This is a genomic window from Nocardiopsis sediminis (genome assembly GCF_042650565.1).
Taxonomy (GTDB): Bacteria; Actinomycetota; Actinomycetes; order Streptosporangiales; family Streptosporangiaceae; genus Nocardiopsis_B; species Nocardiopsis_B sediminis.
The window spans coordinates 67,567-82,144 of record NZ_JBHSBH010000010.1; the positions used below are offsets into that span (position 1 = coordinate 67,567).

Here is a 14,578-nt window from a genome sequence, read left to right on the forward strand (position 1 = left end):
ACCGGAAGGGGGGACGGCCGGGCCCGGGTCACGACGGTGCGGTCATGGTCCACACCTCGTACTGGGTGGCCTCCGTGGCGGGCCGGTGGGAGTAGTTGTCGTAGACCGCGATGTCGGTGAAGCCGGCCTCGCGCGCCAGCCGCTCGACGAGGCCGCGCTCGTGCAGGTGCATGCGGTGCAGCTCCCGGGTCCGGGTGTAGAGCTCCTCGCCGGTCCCGGGGCGGCGCTGGAACCGGGTGTAGGTGAGGTCGACGTGGCCTTGGGCGGCGTTGACCTCGTAGGTCCAGATGAACGCGGCGTCGTCGAACTCCACGACGGGCCGCTGGGCGAACCCCGCGACCGCGTCGACCGAGAGCATCCGCACCGACAGCAGGTCGAAGACCACCGGCCCGCCGGGGCGCACGGTCCGCGCCATGGCGTGGAGGGTGCGGGCGAGGTCGTCGGCGGTGGGCAGGTAGTTGAGGCCGGTGCCCACGCTGATGACCGCGTCGTAGCCACTGCCCGCCGGGACGTGGGGGAGTTCGGCGTGCACCAGGTCGGTGCCGGGCCCCAGGCGGGCGCGGGCCTGCTCCAGCATCGCGGCCGACCGGTCCAGGCCCGCCACGGTGTATCCGCGGGAGGCGAGTTCCTCGAGGACGGCCCCGGTGCCGCAGCACAGCTCGATGATGCTGCGCACCGGCTGCTCGCGCCCGGCCCACAGGGTGTCGAGGAAGTCGCCCACCCGGGTGCGCGGGCTCTCGTCCCAATGGCGGCTGGACCAGTCGAGGAGCCGGTCGTAGGCGTCCGCGATCGTGGCGTAGGGCTGGGGGTGCTCGCGGGGCGCGGTGGCCGGGGCGGTCATGGTCGCTCACTCACCTGTTCGTTGTCGTGGGGCCGGGCTGCTCGCCGGCCGGGCGGTCGTGGGCCGGTGGCCGGGGTGGGCGGGTCGGGGGCTCAGGCGCGCCAGGTCATCGTGGGGGGCGGGTGGTAGGTGGTGCGGCTGGCGCGCACCCCGAGCCGCACCAGGGATTCCAGCCACAGCACGGCGGCCCCGGTGGGGTCGACGACGGGGACGTCGAAGCCCGCGTCGGCAAGCTCGCGCCGGACCCGGGCGGCGGCCCCGACGAAGCCGGTGCAGGCCAGGACGATGACGTCGGCTTCGTCGTGGTGCAGGGCCTCGAGGGCCTGCTCGCGGATCAGCCCGGTCAGGACGGCGGTGTCGTGCACGTCGAGGGTGTCGGTGCCCAGGGTGCGGATGGTGCCGACGCGGCCGGTCAGGCCCTCGGCGCGGATGAGGGCGCGCAGCATGGGGACCACGCTGGGCAGCACGGTGATGAACCCGAGGCGCTCGCCCAGCGACAGGGCGGTGAGCGCGGCGGGCTGGAAGCCGCCGACCACGGGGATGTCGACGTTCTCGCGGGCCTCGTGGACGGCGGGGTCGCCCGCGCAGGAGACCAGCACGCCGTCGCTGCCGGAGTCGGCGGCCTTGGCGATGGCGGCGAGGAGGTCGGGCACCGCCAGCGCGGTGTCGTGGCGGGAGGCGATGGCCGCGGTCGCCGGGGCGCCGGCGACGTCGATCGCGGTGCCGGGGGAGGCCCAGCCCGACGCTTCGTCGCGGACCACGTCCAAGACGGCGGGGTCGTTGGTGGGGGCGATGACCGTGAGGCGCATGGCGGTTCCCGTCTGGTCGGTGCGGCCGGTGGTGGGGTGGTTCAGTACGGCCCCACGGGGGCGGGCTGGACGGTGGTGGGCCGTCCCCGGGCGGCGGCGCGCAGGCGCAGGGAGCGCGCGTAGGCGAGCGCGGATGCGCCGCCGGCCCGGGCGGCGCCGCGCAGGCGTCCGGCGCGCGCGGGGCGGAAGACGTCGTAGTCCGCGCGCGAGATCGACTCCAGTGCCTCCCTGCCCAGCTGCACGTAGAGCCGCGGCAGTTCGCGGGTGCAGGGGTGCGCCAGCCGCCACCAGTCGGCGGCGTCGTCGAAGTAGTCGCGGGCGCGGTCGGCTTCGAAGCGCACGAGTTCGCGCAGGGGGCCGGTGAGGCGGCCGTGCTCGGCGGCCTCCTCCACGTCGGCGCGGGTCAGGCCGAACCGCCGCAGGTCCTCGACGGGCAGGTACAGCCGGCCCACGGCGAGGTCTTCGCGCAGGTCCAGCAGGATGTCGGTGAGCTGCACGGCCAGGCTCATGGAGCTCGACCTGCGCGCCGCCTCGTCGTCGTGGGGCTCCAGCAGCGCGTTGCCCCACTGGGTGCCCACCGCGCACACCCCGTAGATGTAGGCGTGGAGGTCGGCGAAGAGCGGGTAGTCGGTGGTGTGCAGGTCGGTGCGGATGGTCGCCATGAAGTGGCGGACGGACTCCTCGGTGATGTCCCAGGTGCGCACGGTGTGCAGGAACGCCAGCGACAGCTGCCGGGGGAGCCGGCCCTGGCCGTCGGCGGGCGCCTCGCGCCAGGGGGCGTCGCTTTTGAGCAGCAGGAAGAACATCCGCTCGAAGTCGTCGAAGCGGGCGGTCCGCGCCTCGGGGAGCCGCAGCGGGTCGTCGATCAGGTCGTCGACGTAGGTCGTGAAGGCGAAGACGGCGTCCCAGTAGGGGCGCTTGCCCGGGGGCAGGAGCTTGCTCGCCGCGGGATAGGTGGCGGAGTTGCGGTGCCTCAGGAAGGTCTGGCAGGTGCCGTAGGCGTCCCGCAGGCGCAGGTCGCGGAAGCCGGCGGCATCGAGTTCGCGTGTGCTCAACTGCGCTCCTTCCACGCCCACACGCGGTGCGCCGGCATCGGGGCCGTCGCGGATGCGGTGGGCAGGGGCGGCGATCCGGGGGGATCGGGTTCGGGCGCGACGGCGCGGGCGTGTCGCACGTGCCGCAGCGGTGATTCGGGAGAGGATGCGGTTTTCGGTGGCCGACCGTCGGCCGTTCACGAAATGGTGTCTACCCTCCCGTTGGAATGGCCACACCTTCGTTGTTGGAATTGCCGAGTGTTTCTCCGGTGGTGGAATTTACGTGCGGCTGCAATGTCCGTAGATCGGCCGATTGCCGGGGTTGGCGGGAATCGTCGGAGTGGGAATGCCGATGGGCGGCGGCCCCGGTTCCGGCGGTCCGCGGTGGTCGCCGTGAGGGTGTCCGCCGGATCTGTGTCCAGGTCGGATGATGATCTCGGGGTGGAACGGTGTACTTGTCCCGCCGGGATGCGACCCATCGGGGGCTGCGCTCTGGGATCGTGCCGTCGAAGGGGATTTTCCGGAAGCAATCACCATGCGGCCGTCCCGGAAATCGATCCGCCCAGCAGGGTGCCGCGGGATTGCGCCGCGTTCCGCCGAAGTGTTGGGATTCCCCATGTGCGAGGCGCGCCCTCATCGGTCCAGGATTCGCCGGAAAATCCGTGCGTGTATCGACAAGGAATGCAATGTCCGCATTCGGTGTCGTCGCACCTGTCACGGCCGCGCGGGGGCGTCGCGGGGCAGGACGAGGGCCGCGGTGACCGCGCCGGCGGTGGCGCATCCGGCGGCGACGAGCATCGTGAGGCTCTGCGCGCCGGTGAACGCCGATGCCGCCGCCTCGGCCAGGTCCGCGCCGCCGGGCCGGCCGGCCGCGTGGGCGAAGGCGGCCGCCGGCGACGCCTGCGCCTCGGACGGGGCGGAAGGGGGCAGGCCCGCCCGGTAGGCGGCCGACAGCAGGCCGCCCAGGGCGGCGACGCCCAGGGCGATGCCGAGCTGCTGGTGGGTGTCGTTGAGCGCCGATCCCATGCCCGCGCGCCCGGCGGGTACGGCGCCCAGGATGGTGCTGGTCGTGGCGGGCCCCGCGAACCCGGTTCCTGCTCCGGCCAGGAGGAGCCCGGCGGCGACCACCCCATAGGGGCCGTCGGGCCCGGGGGCGGCCAGCAGCACGAACCCGGCGGCGGTGGCGGCGAACCCCGCGACGATCGCGGCGCGCGGGCCGATGCGCTCGGGCGCGCGTCCTCCGGCGGCCGAGCCGAGCACCGTGCCCGCCGCCAGCGGCATCACAGCGGCCCCGGCCTCCAATGGGGTGAGGCCGAGGACGAGCTGGAGGTACTGGGCGATGACGAACAGCGCGCTGCCGGTGCCCAGGGTGAGCAGGGTGGCGGCGGCGCTGCCGCCGGCGAACCTCCGGTCGCGGTAGAGGGAGAAGTCCACCAGGGGCGCGGGCGAGCGGCGCTGGTGGCGGACGAACGCTGCCAGCGCCAGGGCCGCCACGGGTGCGCAGACCAGGGCGGCAGGGGCGGCGGGGCCGTGTGCGCCCGCGGCGATGACCGCCGTGACCAGCGCGACCATCCCCAGGGTGGCCAGCAGCGCGCCGGCCGGGTCGACCGGGCGGCGCGCCGGGTCGCGGGATTCGGGGACCAGCCGCAGGAGCGCGGCAACGGCCGCGGCGGCGACGGGGGCGTTGATGAGGAACACGCCCGCCCAGCTCCACGCGGCGACCAGCAGCCCGCCCAGCACCGGCCCGGCGGCCATCCCCACCGAGGCCACCGCCGCCCAGGCGGCGAACGCCCGGGGCCGCTCATGGGCGGGGAAGACCTGGACGATCACCGCGAGAGTGGCGGGCATGACCAGCGCGGCGCCCACGCCCATGACCGCGCGCATCGCGACCAGCCACCACACCGACCCGGCGGCCGCGGCGGCGGCCGAGGCCAGTCCGAGCAGCACCAGCCCGGCCACCATGGCGCGGCGGCGTCCGTAGCGGTCCGCGGCGGCCCCCGCGGCGATCAGCAGACCGGCGAAGACGACGACGTAGGCGTCGACGACCGCCTGCTGCTGTGCGGTGGAGGCGCCGAACGCGGCGGCGATCGACGGCAGCGCAAGGTTGACGACGGTGTTGTCCAGGACGATGACCAGCAGCCCCGCGCAGATCGCCGCCAGGATCCGCCACCGGTGCGGATGGCCCGCTCTGCTGTCCCGGGCTCCCCGTGCCGTGTCCGCCATACCCGCACCGCCTTCTTCTCCTACAATCGTGGATCGGTCCTACAGTGTAGGACTAGCCGATCGGCGTCGGAGAGCGGGTTATCGTGAACGGCATGAGTCCCAAGCGTGCGGCGAGCGGCGAGGCGGTGCCCGGAGGGGTGTGGCTGCGCGAGCCGGGCCCCGCATCCCGGGCGCCCGCGCTCACCCGGGAGCGCATCGTGGCGGCGGCGGTCGGGGTCCTCGACGCGGGCGGGACCGAGGGGCTGAGCATGCGCCGGCTCGCCGACGCCCTCGGTGTGCACGCGACCAGCCTGTACTGGCACGTCGCCCACCGCGACGACCTCCTGGACCTGGCGCTGGACGCGGTGTTCGGTGAGGTCGCCCTGCCGGCCGCCCCGGCGCAGTCGTGGCGCGCCGAGATCGGGGCCTTCATGGGGGAGCTGCGTGCGGCCCTGCTGCGGCATCCGTGGTCGGCCGCCCTCGCGGTCAGCCGTCCCCTCCTGGGCCCCAACGCGCTGGCGCATTCGGAGTCCGTCTACGCCGCGCTGGCCCGTGCGGGGCTGGCGGGGCTGGACCTGCGGGCCGCCGCCGCTGCCGTGTCCACCTACGTCATCGGCTCCGCCGCCGCCGAGGCCGCCTGGCGGAACCAGGGTGCCGCCGCGGCGCGTTCCGCCGTCAACGACCATCTGCGCCGCAACGCCGACCGCTACCCGACGCTCGCCGCCCACGCCGTCACGGGCGAGGAGGACTGGGAAGCCCACTTCGCCCGGGGTGCCGACGCGTTCCTCGCGGGGCTCGCCACCCCTCGGCCGGCCGGTCCCGCGACGCGCTGACCTACGTCCCCACCACCGCCCGGACCGGCACCTCGGTGCCCGTGTGCCTGGCCCCGAGTACCGTCCGCTTCCTACTTTTGGCCCGATTTTCGCCGGATATGTTAAGAAATGCGGGCGACGGCCAAATGTGACACCGCCGTGACGCTACAGTGTGACTCTTTCCGAAGCGCGCCCCGCGGGTCCGCCGACCTGCGCGCCGATCGTTCGGAAACACTGGTGCCGCGGGTCGTCCCCCGCGGCGGTCTTCTTCTGTTGTTACCAGGGAGCCCTCTTCTATGTCCGAGTCCATCCAAGCGGTGCTGGACGCCGTCGTCTCCTTCATCTGGGGGCCGACCTTCCTCATCCCACTGCTGCTGATCGTGGGGGTCTACCTCACCATCCGCCTCGGCGGATTGCAGTTCCGTGTCCTGGGGCACGCCATGTGGCTGGCGCTGGTGCGCCGCACCGAGGCGGACAAGGACGGGGAAAAGACCGAAGGCGACATCTCCCACTACCAGGCGCTCAGCACGGCGTTGGCCGCCACGGTCGGCGTGGGCAACATCTCCGGTGTCGCACTGGCGATCGGTGTCGGCGGTCCGGGCGCCCTGTTCTGGATGTGGGTCACCGGCGTCCTGGGCATGGCCACCAAGTACAGCGAAGCGCTGCTCGGCGTGAAGTACCGCCGCCCCGACTCCAAGGGCGAGATGAGCGGCGGGCCGATGTTCTACCTGCGCCACGGCCTGGCCGAGAAGTTCGGCGCGGGCAGCACCGGCGCCAAGGTCGGCCTGGTGCTGGGCGGCATGTTCGCCGTCTTCGGCGCGGTGGCGTCGTTCGGCATCGGCAACATGACCCAGGCCAACGCGGTCGCCGGCCAGCTCGACAGCGCGTTCGGCGTGCCGACCTGGGCCTCCGGTATTGCGATGGTCGTCCTGGTGGCCGCCGTCATCCTCGGCGGGATCAAGAGCATCGGACGCTTCGCCTCCGGCGTCGTGCCCTTCATGATCGTCGCCTACGTCGTGGCCTCGCTGGTCGTGCTCGGCGTGCACGCGGTCGACATCCCGGCCGCGCTCGCCCTGGTCTTCACCGACGCGTTCACCGGCACCGCCGCCGTCGGCGGCTTCGCGGGCTCGGCGTTCATCATCGCGATGCAGCAGGGCATGGCGCGCGGCATGTTCTCCAACGAGTCGGGGCTGGGCACCGGCGGTATCGCCGCCGCCGCGGCCAAGACCGCCCAGCCGGTGCGCCAGGCCATGGTCTCCATGACCCAGACCTTCATCGACACCATCATCGTGGTCACCATGACCGGCCTGGTCATCATCGTCACCGGCGCTTGGGAGGCGGAGGCCGACACCGGCGACGGCGCGCTGATGACCAACTGGGCGATGAGCGAGGCGTTCGGCGGCATCAACCCCGGCCTCGCGCCGATCGGCGGCTACATCGTCGCCATCGCCCTGATGTTCTTCGCCTTCACCACGCTGGTGGGCTGGTCCTACTACGGCGAGCGGTGCCTGGACTACCTCGTGGGGCGCCGCGCGGTGATGCCGTTCCGCATCCTCTTCGTGGCCGTGGTCTACATCGGCGCCACCACCGAGATCGGCATCGCGTGGGCGTTCAGCGACGCCGCCAACGGCCTGATGGCCGTGCCCAACCTGATCGGCCTGCTGGTGCTGTCGGGGGTCATCGTGGCCGAGACGAAGAAGTACTTCGCCAACCCCAACTGGAAGAACCCCGACCTCGTGGACGTGACCAAGGCGGGCTGACCCGCACGTCCCCGCAGCGCGGGTACGCGAACAGGTACAAGGGGGGTGCCCCGGCCGCGGCCGGGGCACCCCCCTTGCATGTGCGCCACCGCCCCCCCGGGCGGGGTCAGCCGCCCTTGCGGCTCAGGTGCTCCCACCGTTCGGCCTCGGCGGTGCGCGCCTGGTCGGCGTCGCGGGACAGGTCGTAGGAGTATCCGCCGACGGCCAGGCGCCGGGGCGGGTCGGGCAGGTCGACCAGCTCCATGAGCACGGGCGCGGCTTGCGACGGGTGCGGGTCGCTGGATTCCCCGCCCCACAGCTCCGCCAGCCGGGCGCGCAGGCCGGCGTAGGCGGGGTCGGCCTCGGTGGCGGTGGTCCCGGTGGTGAACAGCCCGGTGTCGTAGCTGGTGGGCTGGAGCTTGGTGACCTTGATGCCGAAGGACTCCACCTCCATGGCCAGCGCCTCGCTGATGGCGTCGACCGCCGCCTTGCCCGCCCCGTACATGCCGACGCAGGAGAAGCCGCCACCGGCGCCGACGGTGCCCACCTGGATGATGTGCCCGGAGCCCTGCTCGCGCAGGAGCGGCACCGCCGCCTGGCAGACCCACAGCGCGCCGAAGAAGTTGGTGTCCATGTGCGCCCGCGCCTGGGCCTCGGTGACCTCCTCCAGCATGCCGTAGAGGAGCTGGCCGGCGTTGTTGACGACGATGTCGAGCCGGCCGAAGGTGTCGTAGGCGCGGCGGACTCCGGCCATGACCGCGGCGCGGTCGGTGACGTCGAGGGGGAAGGCGATCAGGCGGCCGTCGTAGCGCGCCACCAGGTCCTCGAGCGGGGCGACGTCGCGGGCGGTGCCGATGACGCGCTCGCCCGCGGCCAGTGCGGCCTCGGCGAACGCCCGGCCCAGCCCGCGGGAGGCGCCGGTGATGAACCAGACGCGCTGGGCGGCGGCGGTGGGTCCGGCTGAGTGGACCACGGGTCCCCCTTCCTCATCGTGAGACGGAACGTCTCGTTTCGACATAAGGATGCCCGCGGTCCGGGGCGCATGTCAAAACGAGACGTTCCGTCTCGGATGGATTGGAAAAGGGGTTGCCGTCCGCTACGCGGTCGCCTCCCCACTCAGGCCGTCGACGCCGGCCGCCGCGAGCACCCCGTACCAGTGGGCCACGAGGCCGGAGAACCTCTGGTCGGCGGCCAGATCCGGCGGGAACACGTCGCAGCGCAGCAGCGCGGGCACCGCGGTGCGGCCGTCCGGCCCGCCGGCCGGCAGCGCGGCCAGCGCCCCGGCGAGGGGGTCGTCGAGCTCTGGACCCGCGAGGACCACGTGGCGCATCCACGCCGCGACCGCCAGGGCCGACCACCGCGGTTCGCGCCCCGCCTCCAGCGCCGCCGCCGCGGTCGACAGCAGGCGCGGCCCGATCTTCTGCGAGCCGTCGCTCGCCACCTTGGCGGTCGTGTGCCCCAGGGCCGGGTTGGCGAACCGCTCCAGGACGGAGTCGCCGTAGGCCGCCCCGTCCAGCCCTTCGGGCAAGGCGATCGTCCCCAGGACCTCGCTGTGGATGAGGCTGCGGACCGCCCCCGCGATGCGGTCGTCGGCGACGCCCTCGGCGATGGTCGCATGCCCCGCGAGCAGGCCGAGGTAGGCGACCAGCGAGTGGCCGGCGTTGAGGATGCGCAGCTTGGCCGCTTCCCACGGCCGCACGTCGCCGGTGAAGCGGGCGCCCGCGGCCTCCCAGCCCGGCCGCGCCGCGGCGAAGCGGTCCTCGATCACCCACTGCACGAAGGGCTCGGCGACGACCGCGCCCTCGTCGCGCAGGCCGAAGCCCTGCTCGATGCGGTCGAGGTCGGAGCCGGTGGTGGCCGGGACCATCCGGTCGACCATGGTGGCGGGGAAGGCGGCGTTGGCCGCCGTCCACGACCGCAGCGCGTCGCCCTCGGCCGCCGGCAGCGCATCGGCGAAGCCGGCGAGCAGCCGGGCGGTCAGCGCGCCGTTCTCGGGCAGGTTGTCGCAGGAGACGACGGTGAGGGGGCCGGCGTCGGCCCGCTGGCGGGCCTGGAGGCCGCGCGCGAGCTGCCCGATCGGGGTCGTGGGGGCGGCCCCGGCGAGGTCGGCGGCCACGCCCGCATCCGCCAGGTCCAGGCCGCCGGTGCGCGGGTCGATCCGGTAGCCCTTCTCGGTGACGGTGAGCGTGACGACCCTCGTCGCGGGGTCGGCGATGCGGGCGAGGACCCCTCCAGGGTCCTGCGGCCCGGCGATGACCTCGCGGATGGACGACACCAGGCGGGTGGGGCGGGCGCCCGGCCCGCGCTCGGTGAGGGTGAACAGGCCGTCCTGGGGCGCCAGCTGGTCGCGCACGCGCGGGGAGCGCCCGGTGACGGCGCTGATGCCCCACGCGGCGGAGCCGTCGGCGAGCATGGCGTCCTCGGTGAGGACGGCGCCGTGGGCGCGGAAGAACGCGCCGATGCCGAGGTGGACGATGCCGGTGCGCAGGGCGCCGCGGTCCAGGGCGGGGGAGCGCCCCGCCGCCCGCAGCGCCGCAAGGCTCAGCCGGGTCACCAGTCGTGCACCGTTCCGTCGAGGCGGCGGTTGACCGGCAGGTAGCGGGGGTCGTAGGGGAAGCGCGCCGCGGCCTCCTCGTCGAACTCCACGCCCAGCCCGGGCGCCTCGCCGGGGTGCATGTAGCCGTCGGTGAAGGTGTAGGAGGTGCGGAACACCTCGCCCACGGGCCCGGTGTGGCCCATGTACTCCTGGATGCCGAAGTTGGGGACGGCGAGGTCGACGTGCAGCGCCGCCGCCATGGCCACGGGCGACAGGTCGCCCGCCCCGTGGGAGCCGGTGCGCACCCCGTACAGCTCGGCCAGGGAGAAGATGCGGCGCAGGTGGGTGATGCCGCCGGAGTGTGACACCGAGGTGCGGATGTAGTCGATGAGGCGCTCGGTGATCAGCTGCTGGCAGTCCCAGATGGAGTTGAAGACCTCGCCGACCGCGATCGGGGTGGTGGTGTGGCCGCGGATGACCCGGAACGCCGACTGGTCCTCGGCGGGGGTGGGGTCCTCGATCCAGAACGGGCGGTACTTCTCCAGGGCGGCGCCGAGCCGGCCGGCCTCGATGGGGGTCAGCCGGTGGTGGACGTCATGGAGCAGGTGGACGCCGTAGCCGAACTGCTCGCGGATGTGGCCGAGCATGTCGGGGGCGAAGTCGAGGTAGGCGGTGGTCTCCCAGGTGTCCTCCTGGGGGCGGTTGCCGTTGGCGGGCTCGTAGACGGCGCCGCCGGCCGGCGCGATCCCGTAGGTCTTCTCCAGCCCCGGGACCGACGCCTGGGCGCGCACGGCCTTGTAGCCGAGGTCCAGGTGGCGCTGGAAGTCGGCGGAGAGGTCGTCCAGGGTGGCGCCGCTGGCGTGGCCGTAGACCAGGACGCCGTCGCGCGCGGCGCCGCCGAGCAGCTGGTAGAGGGGCATCCCGGCGGCTTTGGCCTTGATGTCCCACAGGGCGACGTCGACGGCGGCGATGGCGGTCATCGTCACCGGCCCGCGCCGCCAGTAGGCGCCCTTGTAGAGGTAGTGCCAGGTGTCCTCGATGCGGCGGGCGTCGCGGCCGATGAGCAGCGGGCACAGGTGGTCGGTGAGGTAGGCCGCCACCGACAGCTCGCGCCCGTTGAGGGTGGCGTCGCCGACCCCGGTGACGCCGTCCTCGGTCTCGATGATCAGGGTGACGTAGTTGCGTCCGGGTGAGGACACGACCACCCGTGCATCGGTGATCTTCACGGGGTTTCCTTTGCTGTAGCGCTGTGGGAGCTGTGGGAAGAGCGGCGGTCAGGTGAAGCGCAGCATGACCTTGCTGCTGCCGGAGGCGGGGTCGGCGGCGGTGCACATGGCCGCCTCGGCGTCGTCCAGGCCGAAGGCGTGGGTCATGAGCGGGGTGAGGTCGAGGCCGGTCGCAAGGGCGGCCAGGGCGTCGTCGATCTCGTCGACGAACCGGTAGGAGCCGATCCAGGTGATCTCGCGGGTGACGAGGTCGCCCAGAGCGGCGGGCGCCTCGGTGCCGGGCAGGTTGCCCACCTGGACGAGGGTGCCGCCGCGCGCGGTCGAGGCCAGCACGCCGCCCAGCGCGCCCGGTGCGCCCGAGGCCTCGAACACCAGCTCGGCGTCGGCCGGGAGCGACTGGCCGTCGGCGATGTTGCGGGTGTCGTCGGCGCCCATGGCGCGGGCGATGGCGAGGGAGGCGTCGTTGAGGTCGGCGACGGTGACGCGGGCCGCGCCGGCGTGCTTGAGCGCGGCCACGACCAGCGACCCGATGGGTCCGGCGCCGTTGACGGTGGCGTCGCGCCCGGCGACGCCGCCGGCCCGGTTGACGGCGTGCATGGCCACGGCGAGCGGCTCGGCCAGGGCGCCCTCGCGGGTGCCGACCCCCTCGGGCAGGGGGCGCAGCTGGTGGGCCTGGACGGTGGTGAGCTGGCTGAAGCCGCCGTCGGTGTGCGGGTGGAAGGCGGCGGAGCCGGAGTAGCGGACCCGCGGGTAGAGGTTGGTGCGCCCCGCCAGCCGGGCGGGCAGCGGCTCGTCGCCGACCGGGAGCGCCGGGTGGACGGTGACCGGGGTGCCCACCTCGATCCCGGTGGTGCCGGGGCCCAGCGCGGCGACGCGGCCGGCGAACTCGTGGCCGAGGACCAGCGGGTCGCGCAGCTGCGCGGTGCCGGAGCGGCCGTGCCGGTAGTAGGAGATGTCGGAGCCGCAGATCCCGCCCCATTCGACGGCGATGGCGACCTCGCCCTCGCCCGGGACCGGGTCGGGGATGTCGTCGACCCGCAGGTCGCCGGGGCCGTGGACCCTGACCGCCCTCATACGGCGTCCTCCAGCTTGACGAGGTCGCGGCCGCGGACCTCGGGCGAGGTCAGGGCGGAGACCAGGGTGACCAGGGAGTAGACGATGACCATGGCGGCCAGGGGCCACCAGGAGCCGGTCCAGGCGGTGAGCGAGGCGGCCAGCAGCGGGCCGATGGCGGTGGCGAGGATGCCGCCGATCTCCTTGGCCAGGGCGAGCTGGGTGAAGCGGGTGCGGGCGCCGAACAGCTCGGCCATGGTGACGCTCTCCATCGAGAACAGGCCCAGGACGGCGAGGTTGAGCCCGATGACCATGCCGATGGTGATCAGGAGCGTGCTGCCGCTGGTGATCAGCAGCATCATGGGGATCGCATAGACCATGCTGGCGATGGTCAGCGCGATGTAGACGGGGCGGCGCCCGATGCGGTCGCCGATGGCGCCCACGAGCGGCACGGTGACGAAGCCCAGGAGCGAGCCGTAGACGATGGCGGAGGTGCCCACGGAGCCGTCGACCAGCAGGGTGGAGGCGAGGTAGCCCACCAGGAAGGTCTGGATGAGGCCGGAGTTGCCCGCCTGGCCGAAGCGCAGGCCCAGCGCGATCAGGAACGCGCGGCCCTTCTTCTGGTGCAGGGCGGTCTCCAGGGTGCCCTTGCCGGTCTCGACCGCGGCGGCGGCCAGTTCCTGGCGGGTCAGCGCCACCCCGTCGGCGTCGACGTCGGCGCGCTGCTCGAAGACCGGGCTCTCCTTGACCGTGGAGCGGATCCACACGGCCAGGATCAGCAGCACGAAGCTGGCCAGGAACGGGATGCGCCAGCCCCAGGCGATGAGGTCGTCATGGGGCAGGACCGCGACCAGGACCGCCCACAGGGCCGAGGCGCCCAGGGTTCCGGAGTTGGTGCCCAGGGAGACCAGGGAGGCGATGAGGCCGCGGCGGCGCGTGGGCGCGTACTCGGCCAGCATCACGGTGGCGCCGGCGATCTCGGCCCCGGCGCCGAAGCCCTGGATCAGGCGCAGGCCCACCAGCAGCAGCGGGGCGGCCAGCCCGATCTGCTGGTAGGTGGGCAGCACGCCGATGAGGGTGGTCGATACGCCCATCAGGGCGATGGTGATGAACAGGACCTTCTTGCGTCCCAGGCGGTCGCCCATGCGGCCGAAGTAGATCGCGCCCAGCAGGCGGGCGACGTAGCCGACGCCGTAGGTGGCCATCGCGGCGATCAGGCCCACCGCCGGGTCGAACTCGGGGAAGAAGATCTCGTTGAACACCAGTGCGGCGGCTAGGGAGTACAGCTGGAAGTCCATGAACTCCATCGCTGTGCCCAGCCAGCCCGACACCGCGGCCCGGGTGAGGTCGCGGGTACTGCGTGACCCCCGCTTTGCGGGTGCGGACGACGCCGGTCCGGTCATCGGTTGCTCCTTTTGCCTGCGTACAGAGCGACGCGGGGGGCGCTGACCAGGGCGGATTCGCGGGTGATCCACGCGTCGTTGCTGCCATACAAGCACTGCCATTCCAGTTCCGTCAATGTGCCCGTAATATTTCCGCCAACTACACTCAGGGGCATGGCCGACGAGACCCCGACCGGAGGGCCGCTGCTGTCCGTACGCGATCGCACCCTCGACACCATCCGCCGCGCGATCATCACGCTGGAGCTCCGGCCCGGCGCCGCGCTGTCGGAGAACGAGCTCGCCGCCGAGCTCGGCGTCAGCCGCACCCCCGTGCGCGAAAGCCTCCTGCTCCTGCGCGAGGAGGGCATGGTGCAGGTCTTTCCGCAGGTGGGCAGCTTCGTCTCGCTCGTCGACCCCGAACGCGTCAAGCAGGCGCAGTTCATCCGCGAGGCCATCGAGTGCGCGTCGCTGTCCCAGGTCGAGCCCGGCGAGGTCCGCGAGCGCATCGGGGACCTGCGCGCGATCCTCGACGCCCAGAAGGACACCGCGCAGGCCGGTGACCACGACCGCTTCTTCGAGCTCGACGAGGAGTTCCACCGCGCCCTGCTCGCCCTGGCCGGCCACGAGAGCGCCTGGGGGACCGTCAACGCCGCAAAGGCCCACCTGGACCGCGCCCGGCGGCTGAGCCTGATCGATACCCGCCCCATCGGCGAGCTGATCGACCAGCACGCCGAGGTCGTCGACGCCGTCGAGGCCGCCGACCCCGCCGCCGCGGTCGAGGCCCTGCGCTCGCACCTGCGCGCCGTCTTCGACGACGTCGAGCGGATCCGCGCCGCCTCGCCGGAGTACTTCTCCACCGGCCGCCCCTCGCGGCCGGTCCGCCGCACCATCGCGTCCCTGGAGTAACCCCGCACTTGGCGCTCATCGGGCCCCCCCCCCCCCCC

General features: G+C 73.3%; 12 protein-coding genes. 3 read left to right on the forward strand and 9 right to left on the reverse strand.

Going from position 1 to position 14,578, the window contains the following annotated elements; all coding sequences use genetic code 11:
- Positions 1-28: 28 nt before the first annotated feature.
- From ACFOVU_RS15325 to ACFOVU_RS15340, 4 genes are all read right to left on the reverse strand, one after another.
- A complete protein-coding gene (locus tag ACFOVU_RS15325) occupies positions 29-841 on the reverse strand; it encodes a class I SAM-dependent DNA methyltransferase (protein ID WP_378534159.1) in 813 nt (270 codons plus the stop codon).
- A gap of 92 nt (positions 842-933) precedes the next feature.
- Positions 934-1,650, reverse strand: a complete 717-nt coding sequence (locus ACFOVU_RS15330) for an aspartate/glutamate racemase family protein (protein ID WP_378534161.1) — start codon at positions 1,648-1,650, stop codon at positions 934-936.
- Positions 1,651-1,691: 41 nt separating this feature from the next.
- The gene (locus ACFOVU_RS15335) at positions 1,692-2,705 is read right to left on the reverse strand and encodes a phytoene/squalene synthase family protein (protein ID WP_378534163.1); all 1,014 of its coding nucleotides are present in this window, start codon (positions 2,703-2,705) and stop codon (positions 1,692-1,694) included.
- Positions 2,706-3,398: 693 nt separating this feature from the next.
- Positions 3,399-4,907, reverse strand: a complete 1,509-nt coding sequence (locus ACFOVU_RS15340; RefSeq protein WP_378534165.1) for an MFS transporter — start codon at positions 4,905-4,907, stop codon at positions 3,399-3,401.
- A gap of 92 nt (positions 4,908-4,999) precedes the next feature.
- Between ACFOVU_RS15340 and ACFOVU_RS15345 the strand changes: the two genes are divergently transcribed.
- Together ACFOVU_RS15345 and ACFOVU_RS15350 are read left to right on the forward strand one after the other, a co-directional pair.
- Positions 5,000-5,719, forward strand: coding sequence for a TetR/AcrR family transcriptional regulator C-terminal domain-containing protein (locus ACFOVU_RS15345; protein WP_378534167.1), 720 nt, complete (start codon positions 5,000-5,002; stop codon positions 5,717-5,719).
- Between the two features lie 275 nt (positions 5,720-5,994).
- A complete protein-coding gene (locus tag ACFOVU_RS15350; protein WP_378534169.1) occupies positions 5,995-7,458 on the forward strand; it encodes an alanine/glycine:cation symporter family protein in 1,464 nt (487 codons plus the stop codon).
- Between the two features lie 106 nt (positions 7,459-7,564).
- On the opposite strand, the gene ACFOVU_RS15355 is transcribed toward ACFOVU_RS15350, so the two are convergent.
- From ACFOVU_RS15355 to ACFOVU_RS15375, 5 genes are all read right to left on the reverse strand, one after another.
- Positions 7,565-8,410 (reverse strand): SDR family NAD(P)-dependent oxidoreductase, encoded by an 846-nt coding sequence (locus ACFOVU_RS15355; RefSeq protein WP_378534171.1) that lies wholly within the window; start codon positions 8,408-8,410, stop codon positions 7,565-7,567.
- 123 nt (positions 8,411-8,533) lie between these two features.
- Complete coding sequence (locus ACFOVU_RS15360; protein ID WP_378534173.1) at positions 8,534-9,991, reverse strand: mannitol dehydrogenase family protein; 1,458 nt, start codon at positions 9,989-9,991, stop codon at positions 8,534-8,536.
- Positions 9,988-11,199 carry a D-mannonate dehydratase ManD gene (manD, locus tag ACFOVU_RS15365; protein WP_378534175.1) on the reverse strand — a complete coding sequence of 404 codons (1,212 nt, stop codon included), beginning with the start codon at positions 11,197-11,199 and terminating at the stop codon, positions 9,988-9,990. Before manD ends, ACFOVU_RS15360 begins: the two co-directional genes overlap by 4 nt.
- A 48-nt stretch (positions 11,200-11,247) precedes the next feature.
- On the reverse strand, positions 11,248-12,273 hold the full coding sequence (locus ACFOVU_RS15370) for an L-idonate 5-dehydrogenase (protein ID WP_378534177.1): 1,026 nt from the start codon (positions 12,271-12,273) through the stop codon (positions 11,248-11,250).
- Positions 12,270-13,655, reverse strand: a complete 1,386-nt coding sequence (locus ACFOVU_RS15375) for an MFS transporter (protein WP_378534179.1) — start codon at positions 13,653-13,655, stop codon at positions 12,270-12,272. The genes ACFOVU_RS15370 and ACFOVU_RS15375 overlap by 4 nt, the downstream gene beginning before the upstream one ends.
- Positions 13,656-13,808: 153 nt before the next feature.
- Here ACFOVU_RS15375 and ACFOVU_RS15380 point away from each other — a divergent pair, with 153 nt between their 5' ends.
- Positions 13,809-14,540, forward strand: coding sequence for a GntR family transcriptional regulator (locus ACFOVU_RS15380; protein ID WP_378534180.1), 732 nt, complete (start codon positions 13,809-13,811; stop codon positions 14,538-14,540).
- The last annotated feature ends 38 nt before the right edge of the window (positions 14,541-14,578 follow it).